The organism is Roseateles chitinivorans (assembly GCF_050632145.1).
In the GTDB taxonomy this organism is placed as follows: Bacteria; Pseudomonadota; Gammaproteobacteria; order Burkholderiales; family Burkholderiaceae_C; genus Roseateles; species Roseateles chitinivorans_B.
The window spans coordinates 130,775-151,509 of the sequence record NZ_CP192577.1 but is presented as its reverse complement, the minus strand read 5'-3'; the positions used below and the strand labels follow the sequence as shown (position 1 = coordinate 151,509).

16 protein-coding genes, 1 tRNA gene and 1 pseudogene are annotated in these 20,735 nt (G+C 69.0%); 10 read left to right on the top strand and 8 right to left on the bottom strand.

Annotated elements, in window-relative coordinates:
• The first annotated feature begins 326 nt into the window (after positions 1–326).
• Positions 327–668, top strand: coding sequence for a cupin domain-containing protein (locus ACQ86G_RS00720; RefSeq protein ID WP_431258865.1), 342 nt, complete (start codon positions 327–329; stop codon positions 666–668).
• Between the two features lie 43 nt (positions 669–711).
• Here ACQ86G_RS00720 and ACQ86G_RS00715 read toward each other — a convergent pair.
• The 4 genes from ACQ86G_RS00715 to ACQ86G_RS00700 form a co-directional block, all read right to left on the bottom strand.
• Positions 712–786: transfer RNA gene (locus tag ACQ86G_RS00715), tRNA-Arg, on the bottom strand.
• A 78-nt stretch (positions 787–864) separates the two neighbouring features.
• Positions 865–5,127, bottom strand: coding sequence for a translocation/assembly module TamB domain-containing protein (locus tag ACQ86G_RS00710; protein ID WP_431258864.1), 4,263 nt, complete (start codon positions 5,125–5,127; stop codon positions 865–867).
• A 4-nt stretch (positions 5,128–5,131) separates the two neighbouring features.
• The gene (locus tag ACQ86G_RS00705; RefSeq protein ID WP_431258863.1) at positions 5,132–7,039 is read right to left on the bottom strand and encodes an autotransporter assembly complex protein TamA; all 1,908 of its coding nucleotides are present in this window, start codon (positions 7,037–7,039) and stop codon (positions 5,132–5,134) included.
• A 23-nt stretch (positions 7,040–7,062) separates the two neighbouring features.
• Positions 7,063–8,256 (bottom strand): vWA domain-containing protein, encoded by a 1,194-nt coding sequence (locus tag ACQ86G_RS00700; protein WP_331617690.1) that lies wholly within the window; start codon positions 8,254–8,256, stop codon positions 7,063–7,065.
• A gap of 130 nt (positions 8,257–8,386) precedes the next feature.
• Between ACQ86G_RS00700 and ACQ86G_RS00695 the strand changes: the two genes are divergently transcribed.
• Both ACQ86G_RS00695 and ACQ86G_RS00690 read left to right on the top strand, forming a co-directional pair.
• Positions 8,387–9,679, top strand: a complete 1,293-nt coding sequence (locus ACQ86G_RS00695) for an EAL domain-containing protein (RefSeq protein WP_431258862.1) — start codon at positions 8,387–8,389, stop codon at positions 9,677–9,679.
• A gap of 314 nt (positions 9,680–9,993) precedes the next feature.
• Positions 9,994–10,809 (top strand): MHFG family PEP-CTERM protein, encoded by an 816-nt coding sequence (locus ACQ86G_RS00690; protein ID WP_431258861.1) that lies wholly within the window; start codon positions 9,994–9,996, stop codon positions 10,807–10,809.
• Here the strand turns inward: ACQ86G_RS00690 and ACQ86G_RS00685 are convergent.
• The 4 genes and pseudogenes from ACQ86G_RS00685 to ACQ86G_RS00670 form a co-directional block, all read right to left on the bottom strand.
• Complete coding sequence (locus tag ACQ86G_RS00685; RefSeq protein ID WP_431258860.1) at positions 10,766–12,898, bottom strand: S9 family peptidase; 2,133 nt, start codon at positions 12,896–12,898, stop codon at positions 10,766–10,768. The two genes, ACQ86G_RS00690 and ACQ86G_RS00685, sit on opposite strands and share 44 nt — an antisense overlap.
• Positions 12,898–13,505: pseudogene (locus ACQ86G_RS00680) on the bottom strand (GNAT family N-acetyltransferase). The gene ACQ86G_RS00685 and the pseudogene ACQ86G_RS00680 overlap by 1 nt, the downstream one beginning before the upstream one ends.
• A 70-nt stretch (positions 13,506–13,575) precedes the next feature.
• Positions 13,576–13,800 (bottom strand): hypothetical protein, encoded by a 225-nt coding sequence (locus ACQ86G_RS00675; RefSeq protein ID WP_431258859.1) that lies wholly within the window; start codon positions 13,798–13,800, stop codon positions 13,576–13,578.
• A 22-nt stretch (positions 13,801–13,822) separates the two neighbouring features.
• On the bottom strand, positions 13,823–14,665 hold the full coding sequence (locus ACQ86G_RS00670; RefSeq protein ID WP_088406056.1) for an AAA family ATPase: 843 nt from the start codon (positions 14,663–14,665) through the stop codon (positions 13,823–13,825).
• A gap of 86 nt (positions 14,666–14,751) precedes the next feature.
• Here ACQ86G_RS00670 and ACQ86G_RS00665 point away from each other — a divergent pair, with 86 nt between their 5' ends.
• The 7 genes from ACQ86G_RS00665 (at position 14,752) to ACQ86G_RS00635 (ending at position 20,681) form a co-directional block, all read left to right on the top strand.
• Positions 14,752–15,504 (top strand): c-type cytochrome, encoded by a 753-nt coding sequence (locus ACQ86G_RS00665; protein WP_431258858.1) that lies wholly within the window; start codon positions 14,752–14,754, stop codon positions 15,502–15,504.
• 146 nt (positions 15,505–15,650) lie between these two features.
• Positions 15,651–16,922: an HD-GYP domain-containing protein gene (locus ACQ86G_RS00660; protein WP_431258857.1), complete on the top strand. Its 1,272-nt coding sequence runs from the start codon at positions 15,651–15,653 to the stop codon at positions 16,920–16,922.
• 128 nt (positions 16,923–17,050) lie between these two features.
• Positions 17,051–17,443 carry a hypothetical protein gene (locus ACQ86G_RS00655; RefSeq protein WP_431258856.1) on the top strand — a complete coding sequence of 131 codons (393 nt, stop codon included), beginning with the start codon at positions 17,051–17,053 and terminating at the stop codon, positions 17,441–17,443.
• Between the two features lie 26 nt (positions 17,444–17,469).
• Complete coding sequence (locus ACQ86G_RS00650) at positions 17,470–18,042, top strand: hypothetical protein (protein ID WP_431258855.1); 573 nt, start codon at positions 17,470–17,472, stop codon at positions 18,040–18,042.
• Positions 18,017–18,166: a hypothetical protein gene (locus ACQ86G_RS00645; protein WP_431258854.1), complete on the top strand. Its 150-nt coding sequence runs from the start codon at positions 18,017–18,019 to the stop codon at positions 18,164–18,166. Before ACQ86G_RS00650 ends, ACQ86G_RS00645 begins: the two co-directional genes overlap by 26 nt.
• A gap of 50 nt (positions 18,167–18,216) precedes the next feature.
• Complete coding sequence (locus tag ACQ86G_RS00640; protein ID WP_431258853.1) at positions 18,217–19,815, top strand: ABC transporter substrate-binding protein; 1,599 nt, start codon at positions 18,217–18,219, stop codon at positions 19,813–19,815.
• Positions 19,812–20,681 carry an urease accessory protein UreD gene (locus ACQ86G_RS00635; protein ID WP_431258852.1) on the top strand — a complete coding sequence of 290 codons (870 nt, stop codon included), beginning with the start codon at positions 19,812–19,814 and terminating at the stop codon, positions 20,679–20,681. The genes ACQ86G_RS00640 and ACQ86G_RS00635 overlap by 4 nt, the downstream gene beginning before the upstream one ends.
• Positions 20,682–20,735: the final 54 nt, after the last annotated feature.

The following is a 20,735-nucleotide window of genomic DNA, read 5'->3' as shown; positions in this document are numbered from 1 at the left end:
CTTGAATCAGTACAGCCTGGCTGCTTGGCGCCGCATGGTCCGTCCCCGTTGCGCGGGACGGAACAAAGGCGTTCCCAGTATATGTGTCCGGCAAAAACCCGGCCCGGCATCAACCGCCGGTTTACCCCGCATTTACGCGTATCGCGCGCATCTTGCGCGCATTCCGGGTGTGCCGTGGCAACGGCTGGTGACCGGGGAATGACTTCCGGCAGGGTGTGGCCGGACCGGGGGTGCGATCGGGCACGGTCGGTGCCATGATCGATGCAACGCCAGCCGCGGTGCGACCTTGTCGTCATCGCAGTCGCCCGCCCACCAGGAGGAGTTCCATGGCCCTGCCGCATGCCGCCCCCGCCCAGCCCGTCGACGTCGCGCCGCTCGGTGCCGCGTTGACCACGACGCCTTCGTCCGCGCTGTTCAAGTCGGACGGCCTGGAGGTGATGCGCATCGTGCTGCCCAAGGGCAAGTCGCTGCCGCCGCACAAGGTCGACGGCGAGATCACGCTGCACTGCCTGGAAGGCGAACTCGAGCTGAGCGTCCAGCGCGACGGCACGGAACAGCGCCAGGCGTTGCGCGCGGGGCAGCTGTGCTATCTCGAAGGGGGCGTGGTGCACGCGGTGACCGGCGTGGTGGACGCGTCGGCGCTGGTGACGATCGTGCTGAAGCGATAAGCACTGAACAGCGCCGGGAGGCGCCGGAACCAACGCGGAGCGTTGGTCCCTCCGACAGGAATCGAACCTGTATTTGCCGCTTAGGAGGCGGCCGTTCTATCCATTGAACTACGGAGAGCCCGCGTGAACCGGCCCGGGTGGGCCCTGTCCGCGAAAGCGGCGGATTCTCGCATGGAAGAAAGCGCGGCTGCCGCCGCTACTCCCACTTCCACTGCCAGATCACGTCCAGGCCCTGCTGGTACTCGTTGGCCTGCGCCCGCAGCGTGAAGCGCTGGGCGAGCTTGTAGATGACCTGCCACGACCCGGTGGTCGCGTTCAGTCCGCGCTCGTACGCGACGAAGACGTTGCGGCTGACCTGCTTGCCCAGCCGCACCACGGTGCCGCGCGCATCGTCGCCCTCGCCGCTGAACGAGAGCTCGTCCAGTCCGATGTTGTGGATCAGCTTGTCGCTGGCGCTTTCGCCGTCGCCGCTGATCAGCGCCATCGCGGCGCGCTGCATCAGCGCGGTGTCGCTGCGGCCCAGGTTGTCCGGCGCGCGTCCCAGCACCAGCCAGGACAGCTTGCTGGTCTCGCTCAGGTCGGGCTCGGAATAGAGCTTGATCCGCGGGCTGCTGGCCGTGCCGGTGACCGTCACGCCGACGCGCACGGCCTCGTTCTCCATGTCGGGCCGGATCGCCAGCACGTCCAGCCGCGGGTTGTCCAGCGGCCCGACGAAGCTGAAGATGCCGCGCTCCACGACCAGCTTCTGGCCGTAGGCGTTGAAGGTGCCGCCCTCGCTGCGGACCTCGCCGGTCATCTGCGGCCGCGGCTGGCCGTCCTGCGCCAGGTGCAGCAGGCCACGCAATTTGGTGTCGATGCCGTAGCCCTTGAGCTGCAGGCGTCGGCCGAGGTCCAGGTCCAGGTCGAGCTTGAGACGCATCGGCTTGCCGCTGCCGTCGACGGCCTTGGGCGGCGCGTTCTGGCGCACGACCTGCACGTCGCTGTCGAGCTGCGGCGCGTCGCCGCGCGAGAAGTCGAACAGGCCCTCGACGACGACGAACTGCCCCTTCAGGTCCAGCAGTTGCGCGCTGGCCTTGAGCTGCGCGGCGCCGGTCGCGACGACGCGCCGGTCCACCCGCTGCAGCAGCGCGAAGGTGTCCGCCTTCAGCGAGAGCTCCGCGCTCGGCTGCGCGCCGAAGCGCAAGGTGCCGTCCATGTTGACCGTGCCGTTGCCGGCGCGGGCGGTGAACTTCTCGAGCTTGGCCTCGCGGCCGCTCATCGTCAGCGCGAGCTCGCCCTGCTGCATGTCCACGCCCATCAGCGGATTGCGCAGCGACAGCTTCTGCGCGCCGGCCTGACCGCGGACTTCCGGCGCGCCCAGCGTGCCGCCGAAGTTCAGTGTCGCGGCGAGGCTGCCGCCCAGGCGCCAGCCCGCCGGGAGCCACGGGCCCCAATTGCCCATGTTGTCGACCTTGGCCTCGATGCCGCCTTCGAGCTTGGCGCCCGGCGTCGGCAGCGCGTGCGCGCTGGCGGTGCGGAAGGTCACCGCGCCGCCGATCGCGCCCATGTTCTCGCCGGCCACGCCCTGCACCAGGTGCCACACGCCCTGGTCGGCGATCACGCCCAGCCGCAGGTCGGTCAGCGCGAGCCGCTGCGTGCTGACTTCGTCGGTGACGGTCAGGTCGCCCCGGGTGCGCTCGATCATCGCGTCCACGGTCAGGCCCCGCGCGTCGCGCCTCGACTTGAACCGGCCTTCGATCTGCAGGTCGCCGCCCCAGCCGAAGTCCGGCTGCAGCTTGCTCAGCACCGGCGCGGCGGCCAGCGGCTCCAGCACCGCCTGCACGTCCCATTCACCGGAGGGCAGGTTCGGCTGCGACGAGGTCTGCCACGCCATCCGGTCCCAGCGGACACCGGCACCGAGCAACTCCATCCGTCCCGGCGCCAGCGTCGCCTGGCGCGGCTCCAGCCCCGGGTTCAGGCGCAGTGCCAGCGCGAGCGGGCCGGCCTTCAGCAGCGGCGTGGGCTGCTGGCTGGCCTCGAGCGCGAGCGTGAGTCCGCGCGCCTGCCACAGCGCGCCCTGGCGCCAGGCCTGCAGCGGATCGGCCTCCAGCGCGCCGTCCAGCGCGATCCTGGCCCGCGCGCCTTGCGGGTCCAGCGGCACCGTCTGCGCGAGGGCGGAACCATTCGCGCTCGCCGCCTGCGCCCGTGCGACGACCTTCGTCTGCGTCGGCTGCGTCAGCACCGGCGGCAGCGGCACCTGGCCCTGTGTCGCCAGTGTCAGGCGATGCTGCGCCCAGCTCCCGGAGAGCTCCAGCTGCAGTTCGTCGAGTCGCGTGCTCTGCTGCGGCAGCCGCAGGTTGCGCAACTGCGTGGTCCACATGAGCTTCGCGTCCTTGAGGCTGGACAGCGTCCACTGGCCCGAGGCGTTGTCCAGTTGCAGCGCCGGGCGGCTGCCGGAGTTGGCGGGGAGCCCCGGCACGCCGGACAGGCCGAGACCTTGCAACTGCCATTTGCCGTCGCTGCCGTACTGCGCCTGGCGGGCACCGGGCTGGATCAGCACGACGGTCGCCTGGGCCTGGGCGCTGCCGACGATCGTCGCCTGCGGGAACTGCGTGCGCAGCATCGGCTGCAGGCTGGCGAGCCTGGGGGCATTCACGGAGATCGACAAGTCGACCTGCTCGCGCCGCGCCGCGGCGTTGATGCGGCTGCGCGCCTGCAGCGTCGCGTCGGCCAGGCGCAGGTCGGCGAGCAGGTCCGGTGCCGCGCTGCCGTTGCGGCTGTAGCGGACCTGGCCGCTCAGCGGCAGGCCCTGCCATTCGCTGGGCTGCAGGTCGAGCTCGGCCTTGCCTTGCGGCCACAGGCTGCCGCGCACCGACTGGAGCGCGGCCTTCAGCCGGCCGTTGAGCGCCTGTGGCGCCGCACCCGCGGGCAGCGGCTCGGGGCTGAGGCGCCGTGGGTCCAGGCCCTGCACCGAGGCCTCCACGCGTGTCTTCCAGCCCGACGCGAAGTCCAGCGCCTCGTTCAGCGTGAACTCGCCCTCGGCGTTCAGCGTGGCGGGGCCGGAGCGCGCCTGCAGGCGTTGCAGATCGATCGACCGGGTGCGCAGCTCGGCGGCCAAGGTCACGGACAAAGGCGCTTGCAACTTGCCTTGGCCGAGTTGCCCGGTGAGATCGCCGTCGACCTGCAGCGACTGGTCCGCGGACGCCTTCACGAGGCTGGCCTTGGTGCTGAGCTTGAGCTCGCCGCGCGCTTGGACCAGCGGCCAGCGGGCGTCGATCTGGCGGCTGTCGAGGCCGGTCAGCTTCAGCGTCAGCACGCTGCCGTCGGCCTGGCTGGTCTGGCCCATCGCCTGCAGCCGGCCACCGCCGGCCACCAGCGCATCCAGTCGCGGCAGGCGCAGTCGGGTCCAGTTCGAGGGGTCCAGCAGCAGGTCCAGCTGGAGCTCGCGCAGCGGCAGACGGCCTTGATCGAGGCGGCCGGCGGCGTCGTTGTCCAGGTCCGCCTTGACGCTGAGCGACTTGTCCGCGTTCGGCGTCATCGTGACCTTGCCCGTCAAGCCGGTGCGCGGCACGCCGTCGGTGCCGGGCAGCAGCGCGGCGAGGTCCAGGTCCTTGGCCTGCGTCTGCAGCTGCGCGACGGGGAAGGGCGCGAACGCCTGCAGACGCGCCTGCACCTGCAGCCGCTGCTTCGCCGCCTCCAGCGAGCCTTTCAGCGTCAGGTCCGCGATCGGGCCGTCGAGCTGGAACGGCGCGCTCCACGGCAGCTCGCCGCTCGGCTGGCTCAGCGTCCAGCGGCTGGCCAGCTTCAGGTCGTCCTGCGTCGCGATGCGGGCCTCGCCCGCGAGGGTCAGCTGTTGCCAGCCCAGCGACTTCACGGTCAGCGCGTGTGCCTGGCCACCGTCGGTGCCCAGCGCCGCGCTGCCGCGCAGGCCGCGCAGCGGCTGCGCGAGGCCGGGCGCGAAGACCTCGCCGATCTCCAGGTCGGCGATCGTGATCGCGACCGGCGACAGCAGGCTGAGCGGCGGCTTGGCCGGTTCGTTCGAGGCGCTGGGCGCGACCTGCACCCGCAGGCGCTCGACCGCCAGCCGGTCCGCCCGGACTTCGCCCCACAGCAGCGGCGACCGGTTCCAGACCAGCCGCACGTTCCGCCACTGCAGCTGTTCGAGGACGATGCGGTCCTCGGTGCCCGGCAGGACGAGCTCGGCGCGGTCGACGTCGAAGTCGCCCAGCAACCGGCCACGCGCGTTCTGCAGCGACAGGCCCGGCACCTTCGCCAGGACATAGGCGGTGCCGCCTTCGGTCTTCAGCGCCCAGGTCAGGGCGAGCGCGAGAAGGCCGATCAGCACCGGCACCGCGAGCAGCACCCACAGCAGGCCACGGCCGCGACGGCGCCGCCGCGGTGCCGCTTCAGCCGCGGGAGGCGGCGCAGGCGCCGCGTCCGAAGACGCAGGCGAGGGGAGATCGTCGCGCGGGTCGCTCATCGGATTACAGGTTGATGCCGACGCTGAAATGCAGGCGCCACTTGTCGACCAGGTTGCCCTTGGCGAAGTCGAAGCGCAGCACGCCGACCGGGCTGCGGTAGCGCAGGCCGGTGCCGTAGGCCCAGGCGGGGTGGTAGTCGCCCCAGTTCTGCGCGGCCTGGCCGGCGTCGAGGAACACGGCGCCCATCAGCTGCGGGATGCGCGGCGTGAGCGGATGCGAGACCTCGACGCTGCCGTTGAGCATCACGCGCCCGCCGGTCTGCGCGCCGGTGGAGTTCACCGGCCCCAGGTCGTTGTAGCCGTAGCCGCGCACGCTGTCGTCGCCGCCGGTGCGGAAGCGCAGCGCCTCGGGCAGGCCGAGCTTGCCCTTGGCGAGGATCTGGCCACCCTCGAGCCGTGTCGAGAACAGCCAGCGCCCCGACAGCGGCGAGTACCAGTAGATCTTGCCGGTGGCCCGCGCGAACGGGCCGTTCTTCTCCGACGAGCTGTCGGCCCAGCCGCCGCCGACCGTGGCCGTGGCGCTCCAGCCCTTGGTCGGCAGCACGCGGGAGTCGAGCCGCCGCCACGTCATCTGCTGGTTCAGCGAGACCGCGCCGGCCACCGTCGTCGGGAGGTCGGGCTTGTGTTCCCAGGCGCGGATCACCTCGACATAGGTCAGCCGGTCCTCGGGTTCAGTCTCCTTCGCATAACCGAAGCGCGTGCTGAGGTTGAGGTTGACCTGGTCGTTGTCGTCGATGCGCTCGACCTTCACCAGCGCCAGGCTGCGCTGCATGTTGGGTTGCGGGTGCGAGCTGATTTCCGTGTCCAGCGCCTGGCGCACGCGCGACAGCTCGAGCTTGCTGCGTTCTCGGATGTTGAGGCCGAACGGCTTGCGGTGCGTGTATTCGATGCTGGTGCTCGGGCCGTCGACGGTCCGGTAACCGACACCGAGCACCACCTGCTGGCGCGCGGCCTCGCGGATCTTCACGGTCACCGGCACCTCGACCGTCTCGGCGCCGGGCGGCGGGGTGACGCCCTCGGGCTGGATCTCGACGCTGGCGCTGTCGAACAGCTGCGTGCCCACCAGCCGTTCCTGGAAGTCGAGCAGCAGTTTCTCGTTGTAGGGCTGGTGCAGCTGGTAGCCGGCCAGCCGGCGCACGCTTTCCTCGGGCTGATGGTTCAGGCCCTCGACGGTCAGCTCGCCGAGCGTGAACAGCGGTCCGCTTTCCAGCGTGACGGCGATGTCGACCTGGTTGTCGTCGGCCTGCACCACGGCCTCGCTGTGCGTCATCCGGGCCAGCGGATACCCCTGCGCACGCGCCCGCGTCAGCAGCGCGTTCTTGGCGGCGGCCCAGTCGCCCTGGCTGAAGCCGGTCTGCGGCGGCAGCAGCCAGCTCTGCGTCAGCGTGCGGTCCAGTGCGGTCGCGAGCTTGTCGCCGCGCTCGGCGGCGGTCTTCAGCGGCCCCTCGACGCGCAGGTCCATCTGGCGGACCAGCGCGCGCGGGCCGGTGTCGACGATCAGCCGGAGGTTGCGGACGCCGTCGGACAGGTCACCCACTTCCTCGGTGCGGACCTTGGCGTTGAAGTAGCCGGCGGTCTCCAGCAGCTTGGTCGCCTGCTCGGGAGCGACGGCGGCGAGCCGGCGCAACTCGCCGGCGGTCAGGCGCATGTCCTCCGGCGTGTCGCGGAAGCGCGCCAGGTCCAGGTGTTCCATCAGCAGCGAGCGCAGCTCGGGCGGCGCCTCGATGGTCAGCTCATAGGCCGAGATCTTGCGCGTGCTGGTCACGTACGGGTTGTTCGCGTCGGCCTCTTCTGTCACCGCGACCTTCACCTCCGCCTTGCGGTCGGTGGGCAGCAGCGAGCAGCCGCTCAGCAGCGCGAGCGCCGCACCGATCGCCAGGATCGGCCGCGCGCATCGCAGCCATCGAATCACGGGGAGCGTTGAGGTCGTCGCCGTCATCGATTGAGCACGCGCATCGCCTGTTCGAGGCCGCCCATGGTGAGCGGCATCATGCGTTGCTGCATCAACTGCTGGATCAGCGAGATGCTCTGGCGGTACTGCCAGACCCCGGCCGGTTCGGGATTGATCCAGACGTGCTTGTTGAAATGGGCGGTGAGCCGCTGCAGCCATTCGGCGCCGGCTTCCTCGTTGTTGTACTCGACGCTGCCGCCGGGCTGGAGGATCTCGTAGGGGCTCATCGTGGCGTCGCCGACGAAGATCAGCTTGTAGTCCCGGTTGTACTTGTGGATCAGGTCCCAGGTCGAGGTCTTCTCGGCGAAGCGGCGCCGGTTGTTCTTCCACACGAAGTCGTAGACGCAGTTGTGGAAGTAGAAGAACTCCAGGTGCTTGAACTCGCTCTTGACCGCGGAGAAGAGTTCCTCGACGCGGTGCACGTGTTCGTCCATCGTGCCGCCGACGTCCATCAGCAGCAGCAGCTTCACCTTGTTGTGGCGCTCCGGGATCATCCGGATGTCGAGCATGCCGGCGTTGGCGGCCGTCTTGTGGATGGTGTCGTCGAGGTCGAGTTCCAGCTCCGAACCCTCGCGTGCGAAGCGGCGCAGCCGGCGCAGCGCCACCTTGATGTTGCGGGTGCCCAGCTCGATGTTGTCGTCGTAGTCCTTGTAGGCGCGCTGGTCCCAGACCTTCACCGCGCTGCGCTGGCCGCCCGGGCCGCCGATGCGCACGCCGCGCGGGTTCGCGCCGCCGTTGCCGAAGGGACTCGTGCCGCCGGTGCCGATCCAGCGGCTGCCGCCTTCATGGCGTTCCTGCTGTTCCTCGAGCCGCTGGCGCAGCGTGTCCATCAGCTCGTCCCAGTCCAGCGCCTTCAGCTGCGCGAGCTGCTCCGGGGTCAGTTCGCGTTCGAGCTGCTTCGTCAGCCATTCCTGCGGGAGCGCCTTGAACAGGTCGCCCATCAGCTCGACGCCCTTGAAGTAGGCGGCGAACGCGCGGTCGAACTTGTCGAACAGGGCTTCGTCCTTGACCAGCGAGGTCCGGGCGAGCGCGTAGAACTTGTCCACCGTGGGGCCGCTGCCGCCGATGTCGGTGTCGTCGAGCACGCCGGCCTTCATCGCTTCGAGCAGGGTCAGGTACTCCTTGACGGAGACAGGCAGCTTGGCGGCGCGCAGCGTGTAGAAGAACTGGATCAGCATGGGCCTCCCCTAGACTCCGGGGCATCAGGGCATTATCCATGCCGACCGGCGGGTCGCAGGCGTAGCATCGGCGACAAACACGGCGCTGCGGTCGCGGGACTGGGGCGCCTCCAACGTTGGGGTCGGGCGAATGGATCACGGGACAGGCAGCGGCGACGACAACGCCGAGGTCGAAGGCATGCTGGAGGCGCTGTACGGCGCGATCGGCGAGGAACGTGGCCGCTGGGTCGGCAGTTTCCAGAACTACCGGCTGACCAGCGCGTTCCAGCCGGTCTACAGCTATCCGCACCGCCGACCGGTCGGTTACGAAGGCCTGATCCGCGTCGAGGACGAACGTGGCCGCCCCATCACCCCGGTCACCGCCTTCGAAGGCGTCGGCAATTTCGAGCAGCAGATCTGGCTGGACCGCCTGTGCCGGCTGCTGCACGTGCACAACTTCGTCGCGCAGCGGCAGCCGGACTGCTGGCTCTTCCTGAACATCCATCCGGCCGTCTTCATGCACGCGGCGCTGCAGGTGCGCATGCTGGCGCGTGCCGTGGAGGTCGTCCATCAGCTGGGCCTGCCCACGCACCGCCTGGTCTTCGAGGTCACCGAGGCCGTGATGGCGCGCGACGACAGCTTCGAGGAAGCGGTCGAGGCCGCGCGCGCCACCGGCTGCCTGCTGGCGCTGGACGACTTCGGCGTGGGGCATTCGAACTTCGACCGCATCTGGCGGATCCGGCCGGAGATCGTCAAGCTGGACCGTTCGCTGCTGGTGCGTTCGCGCGGGTCGCGGCGCATGGCGCGGGTGCTGTCGCAGATGGTGGCGCTGCTGCACGAATGCGGATCGCTGGTCCTGCTGGAGGGCATCGAGACCGTCGAGGACGCGCAGCTCGCGATGGATGCGGACGTGGACCTGGTGCAGGGCTTCGCCTTCGGTCATCCGGCGCCGTTCCTGCGCGACGGGGTGGGCGTGTCCGCGCTCGAGGATGTCTGGAGCCTGTTCAACGAACGCCAGGCGCAGCTGCGGCGCGACCACCTGGACCGGCTGACGCCGTTCCGCACGGCGCTCGCGCTGTCGCTGCAGGCGGTGCAGCAGGGGCGGCCGCTGGCCGAGGCCTGCCACTCCTTCCTCCAGCTGGACGGCGCGCAGATGACCTATCTGCTTGATGACGACGGCCGCGAGATCGGTGCCCGTGCGGTGCCGGCGTCGGGCCCGGCGGCGATCGACCCGCGTTTCCTGCCGATGGAGCGTGCCGGCGATGCACGCTGGGCGCGTCGACCGTACTTCCGCCGCGCGGTCGAGACCGTCGGCGAGGTCCAGACCACGCGTCCCTACCTGAGCCTGCACGGGGCCAGGATGTGCGTGACGGTGTCGGTCGCCTACTGGCAGGACGGTCGCCTGCGCGTCCTGTGCGGTGATCTGGACTGGGACGAGGTCTAGCCCCAGCCCCAGACCCAGACCCAGACCCAGACCCAGACCCAGACCCAGACCCAGACCCAGACCCAGACCCAGACCCAGACCCAGACCCAGACCCAGACCCAGACGTCACTCGCACTCCCCAGGCCCGCGGTCAGCGGGAGAGGGTGGGGCCGGAATGGTGCTGGGGGTTCCCGGAGGGACGCCCCCTGCACCGTGGAGTGCCCGCGCTTGGCCATACGGAGTACGACCCCCGCAAGGCCTGTCCCCGGGTCCAGGACTTGCCAAAGGAGGGCGGGTCCACTTCCGCCGAGGTCCTGCGGGGCCGCTGCCCTCCCATGTCACGACTGCAGTACCTGTTTGCCGCGCTTGCGGCTGGGGCGCTCCTCGCCCATGCGCCTGCGAGGGCCGCGGCGCCTGCCGCCTGTTCATGGGACCGCCCGGGGCACGACAGCTTCATGGGCGATGTGCCCGCCGCCGTCGATCGCTACACGGACATCGCGCCGGACGTGCGCGAGCGCTTGAAGGCGCGCATGCGGGCGCACGACTACAACGACATCGTCGAGATCTCGCGTGATCGGATCGCGGGCGACGCGAGCTACGAGCCGCAGATCCGCGACATGCATTTCGGACAAGGCCGCGTGTGTGCGAGCGTGAGCCGGGACCGCTGGTCCGATGAGCAACGCGAACGCGCGCTGGTCTACTGCGAGGGGACGGCCTGCGTGATGGTGCCGACCGTGTGCCGCAACGTGAGCCGCATCGCGCGGGTGCCGGGCAGCGGGGGCGGCCCCGTCCCGCCGCCGGGCGAGGGCGAACTGCCGTTCGATCCGCCGGGGGCCGGTGCGCCGGCGCCGGTGCCGGAGGCGGTGCCGCCCTTGTCGACCTTGCCGCCGCCGCTGTTGACGGGGCTGCCGAACACGCCGCCCGGTTCGTTCGCGAACCCGCCGCGCGTGTCGATCGGTCCGCCGGCCGCGGGACCGCCGCCGACGTCGATCCCGACGCCGCTGTTCGTGCTGCCGCCGCGTGTCGATGAACTCCCGCCGCCGGCGGTGCCGGAGCCCTCGACCTTCGCGATGGCCGCGGCGGGTCTTGCGTTGCTGGCGTGGCTGGTCAGGCGCGCTTCTTCTTCGCGCCAGCCTTCGCGCCGGTCTTGACCCCGGCCTTGACTGCAGCCTTCGTGGCCTTCGCGGGCTTGGCGCCGCCCTTCGCGCCCGCCGTGTCGTGGCGCTTGAGCCAATCGAAGAACTCGCCGTACCAGAGCTTGGAGTTGCGCGGCTTCATGACCCAATGGTTCTCGTCCGGGAACCAGACCAGGCGGGCGTCGACGCCCTGCGCCTTCAGCGTGTTGTAGTAGGCCAGGCCCTGCGCGTCGGGGACGCGGTAGTCGAGCTGGCCATGGATGACCAGCGTCGGCGTGTTGAAGTGCTGCGCGTAGCCGATCGGACTCTGCGCGGCGACTTTGGCCGGATCCTTCCAGTACGCCGTGCCCAACTCCTTGGCATGCCACAGGTAGGCATCGTTCGCGAACATCGCCGTCCAGTCGAAGCAGCCCGCGTGGCAGATGTAGGCCTGGTAGCGGCCAGCCGGCACGTGGCCGTTCATCCACGCGACCATGTAGCCGCCGTAGCTGCCGCCCGTGGCGAAGACCCGCTCCGGATCGGCCCAGGGCTGCTTGAGCAGCAGGTCGGTCGCGATCTCCACGTCCTGCAGTTCCAGCTCGCCCCAGCGGCCGGTGATCGAGTCGGCGAAGCGGTTCCCGAAGCTCGACGAGCCGTGGTAGTTCACGCAGGCGACGACGTAGCCCTGCGACGCCATCGCCTGATGGTTCCAGCGCCAGTGCCAGCTGTCGCCCATCGCCGTGTGCGGACCGCCGTGGATCAGCTGCATCAGCGGCACCTTGGTCTTCTGCTTCGGATCGAAGCCAGGCGGGTGATAGAGCCACATCTGCACGAGCTCGCCCAGCGCGCCTTCGTACCAGAGCTCCTCGACCTCGCCGAAGCGCAACGTGGCGAGCGCCGCATCGTTGAAGGACTCGATGCGGTGCAGCACCTGCTCCTCGGCGTCGCCTTCGCGATCGACGACGGACACCTGCGGCGGAAAGGAGGCGCTGTCGTGCAGCACGACCAGCGTGCCGGCCTCCAGCGCGAACGCGCCGACATGGCCGCCCTCGCACAGCGGGAACGCGTGCAGCGTCTTCACGTCGAAGCGGTAGAGGTGGCGGCGGCCCTGGTCCTCGGCGCAGAAGAGCACGCCGAGGTCGTCCTCGTCCCAGCGCAGCGGGGCGGTGACGTCCTGGTCCCACTCCTCCGACAGCACCGCCCAGTTGCCATGCGTGTCGAGCACCGCCAGCTGCCGCGGCATCGTGTGCTTCAGCCCCTGATGGGTGGCGATGAAGGCGATGTGATGGCCCGCGTGGCTGTAGACCGGCGCGACCAGGTCCCAGCCCGGCTCATGCAGCAACACCTGCGCGCGGCCGGATCTGACGTCGATCTCGGCCAGCGCGTTGCGGTGTTCCAGCGTCTTGGGCGTGTACGGGTCGAAGCTGAAAACGATGCGACGGCCGTCGGGCGAGATGTCGAAGGTGTCGGCGTCGGGCTCGGCGCGGCTGAGCTCGAAGCCGGTGCCTTCGAACAGGTCGCGGACCTCGCCGCTGGCCAGGTCGATCACGTGCAGGTGCGGCACGCGGTTCATCGGCAGCGAGTGGTCCCAGAAACGGTAGAAGCCTTCCTCGGTCACGTAGGCCGAGTCCTTGCGGTCCTTGTCCGCCTTGCGACGCTCCGCCTGCGCGGCCTGGCCCTTCAGGCCCGGGTCGACCCAGGACACGAAGGCCAGGCGCTTGCCGTCCGGGAACCACTTGAAGGACTCGACGCCGAAGGGCAGTTTCGTCACCCGGCGCGCCTCGCCGCCGTCGGGCGGGATCACGTAGAGCTGCGGCGCTTCGTCCTTGTCGCCCTCCTGCTCGCGGCGCGCGACGAAGGCGATGGCATCGCCGGTCGGGCTCCAGCACGGCTGGCCGTCCTTCTCTCCGGCGGAGGTCAGCGGGCGCGCCTCGCCGCCCAGCGTCGACAGCAGCCACAGCGAGGTCGCGCCCTTGTTCTTCTCCATGTCGTGGCGGGTGACCGGCACGACCGCCTGCGCGCCGTCCGGCGACAGGCTGGGCGCGCCGATGCGCGCCAGCGCCCACAACGCATCGACGTCGAAGGTCTTCAGGTCGGCGGATTGCTTCTTCTTCGAGGTGGCCATCAGGCGCTCCGGGGTTTGTCGATCAGCCACTGCAGGTGGGTCTGGATGGTCGGCCATTCGGCCGCGGTGATGCTGTAGACGGCGGTGTCGCGCGGCAGGCCGTTGGGCATGATCATGTGCGAGCGCAGGACGCCGTCGAGCTGTGCGCCCAGGCGCTCGATCGCGCGGCGGCTCTGCGTGTTCAGGCGGTTGGTGCGGAATTCCACCGCGATGCAGCCGAGGGTCTCGAAGGCGTGCTTCAACAGCAGCAGCTTGCACTGCGTGTTCAGCCCGCTGCGCTGGCTGGATGCGCGCGTCCAGGTCGAGCCGATCTCGACGCGGCGGTTGGCCGCGTCGATGTTCATGAAGGTCGTCATGCCGGCGACGCGGCCGTCGGCGTCGAAGACGACGAACGGGTTCATCGAGCCGGCGTCGCGCAGTCCGAGCCGGCGGTCGATCTCGGCGCCCATGCGGTCGGGCGTCGGCACGGACGTGTACCAGAGCTTCCAGAGCTCGCCGTCGGCGACCGCGTCGACGAGCGCCTCGCGGTGGTCGGGGAGAGCGGCTCGAGCCGCGCATGCGGGCCGGTCAGCGAGACCGGCGCGGTGAAGGGGTTGGGTGCGGTCATGGATCGAGCCGACCCTCGGCCGGCAGTGCGAGGAAAGAGGTGAGGTGCAGGGACGGGCGAGGCGGAGTCCTCAGCCCCTGTTGCCGAGCAGCAGCCGGCGCAGCGCCCAGCGGCAGCCGCCCATCCCGACGAGGATCGTCAGCAGGCCCAGGATCTGCGTCGGTCCCCAGCCGGGTTCGCCGATGAATTCCCATCCCAGCGCGCGGCCGGCCAGCAGGCCGATCACGCCGCCGCCGACGAATCCGAGCGCGTCGGCCAGCGCGGCGCGCCAGGCGGTGTTGAAGTCTTGACTCATGCCGGGATCGTACGGGCGGCGGTCAACGGTTGCGGCTCTGCATGTAGACGAGTTTCTCGAACAGGGTCAGGTCCTGCTCGTTCTTCAGCAGCGCGCCCACCAGCGGCGGGATCGCGACCTTGTCGTCCTGCGTCTGCAGCGCCTCCAGCGGGATGTCCTCGGCCAGCAGCAGCTTGAGCCAGTCGATCAGTTCCGAGGTCGAGGGCTTCTTCTTCAGCCCCGGCAGCTTGCGCACGTCGTAGAAGGTCTTCAGCGCGGCGGCCAGCAGGTCCTTCTTCAGCCCGGGGAAGTGGACGTCGACGATGGCCTGCATCGTGTCGGCCTCGGGGAACTTGATGTAGTGGAAGAAGCAGCGGCGCAGGAAGGCGTCCGGCAGCTCCTTCTCGTTGTTGGAGGTGATGAACACCAGCGGCCGGTGCTTCGCCCGGACCCACTCGCGGGTCTCGTAGACGTAGAACTCCATCCGGTCGAGCTCGCGCAGCAGGTCGTTGGGGAACTCGATGTCGGCCTTGTCGATCTCGTCGATCAGCAGCGCCACCGGCGTGTCCGACGCGAAGGCCTCCCACAGCGTGCCCTTGACGATGTAGTTGGCGATGTCGCGCACCTTGTCGTCGCCGAGCTGGCTGTCGCGCAGCCGGCTGACGGCGTCGTACTCGTACAGGCCCTGCTGCGCCTTGGTCGTGCTCTTCACGTGCCACTGCAGCAGCGGCAGCCCCAGGGCCTTGGCGACCTCCTCGGCCAGCAGCGTCTTGCCGGTGCCCGGTTCGCCCTTGACCAGCAGCGGCCGCGTCAGCGTGATGGCCGCGTTGACCGCCAGCATCAGGTCGGGCGTGGCGACGTAGTCCTGGGAACCTTGGAATTTCATGAGGGGCTTCTCTAGCGCAGGGGTGAAAACCAGTATATAGGGCCCCCCTATAATCGCGCCGCCCCAAATCCTAGAAGATCGGGACCATGAGAAGACAACTGCAGATCTCCCTCGCGTTGATGCTGGCCGGAAGTGCGTTTGTTGTAGCCGCTCAGTCCAACGCTCCTTCGTCGCCCGCGCCGGGACAAGCGCCGTCGACGTCCAACCCCGCGGCGAGCACCGCCGCAACCGCGACCGCAACACCTGGCCCCCAGGCCGCACCCGGCCCCCAGGCCAATGTGCAGGCCAAGGTGGCCATGTGCATCGGCTGCCACGGCATCCCCGGCTACCAGGCCACTTTCCCCGAAGTGCACAAGGTGCCGATGATCGCGGGGCAGAACGCCCAGTACATCGCCAACGCGCTGGCGGCCTACGCCAAGGGCGACCGCAAGCATCCGACGATGCGCGGCATCGCCCTGCCGCTGGGCGACCGGGACATCGCCGAGATCTCCAACTACTACGCCGGCCTGGCCAAGGTCGATCCGGTGCCCGCGACGGTCGAGGCCCCGGCCGACGTCAAGAAGCTGCTGGACAAGGGCGCCTGCGCGAGCTGTCACGGCGCCAACTTCAGCAAGCCGATCGACGGCACCTACCCGAAGATCGCGGGCCAGCACGCCGACTATCTCTACGTCGCGTTGAAGTCCTACCAGATCGAGGGCAAGCCGTATCACGGACGCACCAACGCGGTGATGGCAGGGCAGGTCAAGCAATTCAGTCACGCGGAACTGAAGCTTCTTTCACAGTATCTGGCGGGTTTGCCGTCCGAACTACGTACAGTCCCGCAATCGCGGTTCCGCTGAAACGTGGCAGGCTGTCAGCCAGCCTCGGGTTCAAGCGAAGAGAAGTAGCCAAACCGCCCACCGGGGCGGTTTTTTCATGGTTGATCTGACTGTGCGTGCGCCAAGGAGGGCGCCATACTGTGTTGTCCTGGACGAAAACGCCAGTCATGCTGAAGAAGATTCCCACGACCCAGGTGAAGCTGGGCATGTTCCTGCAGGGGATGGAAGGGTCGTGGCTGTCGCACCCTTTCTGGAAGACGAAATTCGTCCTCACCGATCCCGAGGATCTGAAGGCGCTGAAGGCCAGCGGCGTGCCGTTCTGCTGGATCGATGCGTCCAAGGGTCTGGATGTCGACGCGCCCGAGGCGCCGAAGGCGTCCCTGGCACCGCCAGCGTCTGCGCCCGTTGCGGCGGCAGCGCCCGCCGCTGCGGAGCCGCCGGCCGCCCCCGCCGTCGTGACGGCCTCTCCCCGACTTGAGCTCGGCACCGCGCCCGCGTCGATGGGCGAGGAACTCGAACGCGCCACGCAGGTGATGCAGCGCTCCAAGCGCGCGGTGATGCACCTGTTCGGCGAGGCCCGGCTGGGCAAGGCGATCGACGCCGAGCAATGCCTGCCCCTCGTGGAGGAGGTGGCGAGCTCGGTGGTCCGCAATCCGTCGGCGCTGATCAGCCTGGCGCGGCTGAAGACCAAGGACGACTACACCTACATGCACTCGGTGGCGGTGTGCGCGCTGATGGTGTCGCTGGCCCGGCAGATGGGCCTGGACGAGCCGCAGACGCGCGAGGCCGGCCTGGCGGGCCTGCTGCACGACGTCGGCAAGATGATGATGCCGCTGGACGTGCTGAACAAGCCGGGCGCGCTGACCGACGACGAGTTCGCGATCATGCGCGACCACCCGACGCGCGGTTTCGAGATGCTCAAGGAAGGCACCTCGGTGCCGGAGGCGGCGCTGGACGTGGCGCTGCGGCACCACGAGAAGATGGACGGCTCGGGCTACCCCGGCAAGCTGGCGGGCGAGCAGATCAGCCTGCTGTCGCGCATGGGCGCGGTGTGCGACGTCTACGACGCGATCACCTCGAACCGGCCCTACAAGAACGCGTGGGATCCGGCGTCGTCGCTGGCGCGGATGGCGCAGTGGACGGGGCATTTCGACCCCCGGGTGTTCCAGGCCTTCGTGAAGTGCGTGGGCATCTATCCGGTGGGCACGCTGGTGAAGCTGCAGTCGGGCCGGCTGGGCGTGGTGCTGGAGCAGAACGCCACGGCGCTGACGGCGCCGCGGGTGCGGGTGTTCTATTCGACCAAGTCGCAGATGCCGATCCCGACGCTGGTGCTCGACCTGTCCTCGCAGAATGCCGGCGACCGCATCGTCGGCCGCGAGGACCCGGCCACCTGGGGCTTCCAGCGGCTCGACGAACTCTGGCAGGCGCCGGCGAAGTGATGCCGGGGCCTGGGCGCGCGGTCTCGGGAGAGACTGCGCACACGGCGCGAGCAAGTCTCGGTAGTCGCCGCTGACTCAGAGCGGCAATGCTCTTCAATCTCTGAGGCGAAAGTCTCCTAGTTCAGGCCATGGTTCGCCTGAACCGTCCGCCGGAAGATGCAGACCTCGCGCTGATGAATGGCGCTGGAGGGCATCCGATGGCGGTACTTTGGAAAGACGGCGGCGTGGACGTGGCCAGCACATCAACTTCCGAGTCTTTGGCCGCCGAGGTCGAGGTCGACGAGGTTCCGCTGCAGGCGCCGTTTGACGTCGTTGCCTATGCTGGCCCCGTTACCATTGACGGGTACGAGCGCCTGAGCGACCTTCTCGAAAGCAAGAAGCGAAACGAGGACGTGCTGCTGATCCTGGAGACCGCTGGCGGGGATCCCGATGCTGCATTTCGCATCGCCCGCGCGCTGGGATTCCACTATGGCCGTGTGCATGCCTTGATCCCCGCTATTGCAAGAGCGCCGGCACCTTGATCGCCCTCGGGGCGTCGGCGCTCCACATGGATGACCGGAGCGAATTGGGACCGCTGGATATCCAGGTCGCTCGCGGCGACGAGATCGGTGCAACAAGTTCGGGTCTGGAGCAGCGTACCGCAGCGGACATCTTGCTCTTGCAGTACCTGGACGTTTTCAAGGTTTCAATGGCGGACTTGTCCCATCATGGACTTTCCACCAAAGTGGCCTCGGACATCGCGGCCGGACTTGCCGCGAAACTGATTCGACCGTTGGCCGAGCAGGTCAACCCGCAACGTCTGGCGGAGATGCATCGCGCGGTGTCGATTGCCCATGCCTACGGGCAACGGCTGACGGAGCGTGGCTGCAACATCGAGCAGGATAAGTTGGCGGAACTTGTGTCCGGCTACCCCTGTCATTCCTTTGTGATCGACCGAAAGGAAGCACGGACGCTCTTCCGAAGGGTCTGGCAGGTCGGCGACCCCTTTCGATCTATCGCGAAACGATATGCCCATTGGTTGGCTGCTGGGGCGCAGGAGACGAGCCCTGTCGTTTCTCTTCAATCCTTTCCCTTTGACTTCAAGGACTGTTCTGATGATCAAGACCACGCTGCCATTTGACCTGATCATGCAATCCAAGCGACGGATGCTGAAGTACATCATCGCGTCGAACCCCAGGCTGTTCGAGCCCAATCGAAAGCCGGCGGATCAAAGGCCGTCCGGAAAGACCCCGACCTCCCGCTGACCCTGCGCTCCCTACACTCCGCGACATCACACGACGTCGGGGAGCGCGGGATGACACGAAGGCTCATGCTGCTGGCGCTGTGCGCCGGCGTGGTCGGAGGAACGATCGGCGGCGCGTCGCCGGCCCACGCGCAGACGCTGCGATGGGCCAGCCAGGGCGACGCCCAGACGATGGACCCGCATTCGCAGAACGAGAGCCTGACCAACGGGATGAACTCGCAGGTCTACGAGCGCCTCACCGCCCGCGACCGCCAGCTCAACATCGTGCCGGGTCTTGCCACCGAGTGGACCCAGGTCAGCCCGCTGGTCTGGCGCTTCAAGCTGCGCCCCAACGTCAAGTTCCACGACGGCACCGCGTTCACCGCCGACGACGTCGTCTTCTCGATCCAGCGCGCCAAGGCGCCGACCTCGCAGGTCGCGGTCTACGCCAACGCCGTGGGCACCGTGCGCAAGGTCGACGACCTCACCGTCGAGATCACCCAGCCGCGCTTCAACCCGATCTTCCTGCAGCATCTGGACCTGCTCTTCATCATGAGCAAGTCGTGGAGCGAGCAGCACAAGGTGACGAAGCCGCTGAGCTTCAAGGACAACGAGGAGAGCTTCGCCGGCTTCAACATGAACGGCACCGGTCCGTTCATGCTGGTCCGCCGCCAGCCCGGCATCCGCACCGTCTACAAGCGCAATCCCAACTGGTGGGGTCGTTTCGAGGGCAACGTGCAGGAGGTGCAGTTCACGCCGATCTCCAACGACGCGACACGGCTCGCCGCGCTCGTCTCCGGGGAGGTCGACCTGCTGCTGGATCCGGCGCCGCGGGACGTGCCGCGCCTGCGCGCCACGCCCGGCGTGCAGGTCATCGAGGGACTCGAGAACCGGCTGGTGTTCGTCGGCATGGACCAGGCGCGCGACACGCTGGTCTACGGCCGCGCGCCCAACGGCAAGAATCCGTTCCAGGATCTGCGGGTGCGGCGGGCGATGTACCAGGCCATCGACGTCGATGCCATCCACAAGCGGCTGATGAACGGCCTGTCGCAGCCCACCGGCGGTCTGACGCCGTCGCCGCTCGGCGCCTTCAACGATCCCGCGCTGGAGACGCGGCTGCCGTTCGACCTCGCCGCCGCGCGCAAGGCCATGACGGACGCCGGCTACGCCGACGGCTTCGAGGTGACGCTGGACTGCCCCAACAACCGCTATGTCAACGACGAGGCGATCTGCCTCGCGCTGGCGTCGATGTGGGCGCAGATCAAGGTGAAGGTGAAAGTCAACGCGATGCCGCGCGTGCTGTACTTCCCGAAGCTGGAACGCTACGAGACCAGCCTCTACCTGATGGGCTGGGGCGGCGCGATCACCGACGCGGAGACCATCCTGACGCCGGTCTACCGCAGCGAGGACAGGCCCTCCGGCGCCGGCTACTACAACTACGGCCGGTCGAAGAATCCGAAGTTCGATCAACTGGCGGGCGCGTCCTCCACGGAAGCCGATCCCGCCAAGCGCGAGCAGCTGATCCGCGCGGCGCTGCAGGAATACCGCGAGCAGATCCACGTCCTGCCCCTGCATCGGCAGGCGGCGCCCTGGGCGGTGCGGCAGGGCGTGAAGGCGGTGCATCGCGCCGACAACTGGCTGGACTACGCCTGGGTGACACTGCCGAAATGAATGGTCCCCCTGAGATGATCGTCAGCGTCGAGAAGCAATGGCTGGCGCGGCTACGCGCCGATTACCGGAACGAACGAGGACGCTGCGTCGTCAGCCACGGGCATGAAGGGCCGTTGCGCCTGCTGAAGAGCCTCTACCCGGAGGGCGAAGCGATCTGCCACAGCGTGCTGGTGCATCCGCCGAGCGGGCTGGTCGGCGGCGATACGCTGGACATCGCGGTGACGGTGGGCGAGGGCGCTCATGCGCTGGTGACGACGCCGGGTGCGACGCGGTTCTATCGCAGCCCGACCGGTGCGCTGGCCACGCAGCGTGTGCAGGCGACGCTGGGCGATCGCGCGCGGTTGGAGTGGCTGCCGCTCGAAGCCATCGCCTATCCCGGCTGCGAGGCGTTGAACGACGCCCGTTTCACGCTGGCGCCGACGGCGGAACTTTTCGCGTGGGACATCACCGCGCTCGGCCTGCCCGGCGCGGGGCAGCCGTATGCGTCGGGACGCTTCCAGCAGCATCTGGAGATCCCGGGCGTGTGGCTCGAACGCGGACTGCTCGACGCCGCCGACGCGTTGCTGATGGACGGCGACCTCGGGCTCGCGGGCCATCGGTGCCTGGGAACGCTGGTGTTCGCGGCCGGCGCCGCGATCGGTCGCGAGCGCCGCGAGCAGGCCCTGGACGCCGTCCGTGCGCTGATCGAGGCCGATCCGCTGCGCCTCACCGCCGGCGCGACGGCGGCCCAGGAGGGCGTGCTGGTGGTGCGTGCGCTGGGCCCGGTCGTCGAGCCGGTCGCGTTGCTGCTGCGCCGCTGCTGGGCCGCCTGGCGCCAGGTCTTGTGGGGTCTGGACGGAACCGCGCCGCGCCTCTGGGCGATGTAGCGGGGCGCGCGCCACCGGCGTCCAGGGCAAGACCCCGGCCCGGGCGCATCCCCC

What these genes read in the sequence shown, in the direction of transcription:
- ACQ86G_RS00720 (WP_431258865.1), top strand. Translation starts at nt 327, where the DNA reads ATGGCCCTGCCGCATGCCGCCCCCGCCCAGCCCGTCGACGTCGCGCCG.
- ACQ86G_RS00710 (WP_431258864.1), bottom strand. Translation starts at nt 5,127, where the DNA reads ATGAGCGACCCGCGCGACGATCTCCCCTCGCCTGCGTCTTCGGACGCG.
- ACQ86G_RS00700 (WP_331617690.1), bottom strand. Translation starts at nt 8,256, where the DNA reads ATGCTGATCCAGTTCTTCTACACGCTGCGCGCCGCCAAGCTGCCTGTC.
- ACQ86G_RS00695 (WP_431258862.1), top strand. Translation starts at nt 8,387, where the DNA reads ATGGATCACGGGACAGGCAGCGGCGACGACAACGCCGAGGTCGAAGGC.
- ACQ86G_RS00690 (WP_431258861.1), top strand. Translation starts at nt 9,994, where the DNA reads ATGTCACGACTGCAGTACCTGTTTGCCGCGCTTGCGGCTGGGGCGCTC.
- ACQ86G_RS00685 (WP_431258860.1), bottom strand. Translation starts at nt 12,898, where the DNA reads ATGGCCACCTCGAAGAAGAAGCAATCCGCCGACCTGAAGACCTTCGAC.
- ACQ86G_RS00675 (WP_431258859.1), bottom strand. Translation starts at nt 13,800, where the DNA reads ATGAGTCAAGACTTCAACACCGCCTGGCGCGCCGCGCTGGCCGACGCG.
- ACQ86G_RS00670 (WP_088406056.1), bottom strand. Translation starts at nt 14,665, where the DNA reads ATGAAATTCCAAGGTTCCCAGGACTACGTCGCCACGCCCGACCTGATG.
- ACQ86G_RS00665 (WP_431258858.1), top strand. Translation starts at nt 14,752, where the DNA reads ATGAGAAGACAACTGCAGATCTCCCTCGCGTTGATGCTGGCCGGAAGT.
- ACQ86G_RS00660 (WP_431258857.1), top strand. Translation starts at nt 15,651, where the DNA reads ATGCTGAAGAAGATTCCCACGACCCAGGTGAAGCTGGGCATGTTCCTG.
- ACQ86G_RS00655 (WP_431258856.1), top strand. Translation starts at nt 17,051, where the DNA reads ATGGTTCGCCTGAACCGTCCGCCGGAAGATGCAGACCTCGCGCTGATG.
- ACQ86G_RS00650 (WP_431258855.1), top strand. Translation starts at nt 17,470, where the DNA reads ATGGATGACCGGAGCGAATTGGGACCGCTGGATATCCAGGTCGCTCGC.
- ACQ86G_RS00645 (WP_431258854.1), top strand. Translation starts at nt 18,017, where the DNA reads ATGATCAAGACCACGCTGCCATTTGACCTGATCATGCAATCCAAGCGA.
- ACQ86G_RS00640 (WP_431258853.1), top strand. Translation starts at nt 18,217, where the DNA reads ATGACACGAAGGCTCATGCTGCTGGCGCTGTGCGCCGGCGTGGTCGGA.
- ACQ86G_RS00635 (WP_431258852.1), top strand. Translation starts at nt 19,812, where the DNA reads ATGAATGGTCCCCCTGAGATGATCGTCAGCGTCGAGAAGCAATGGCTG.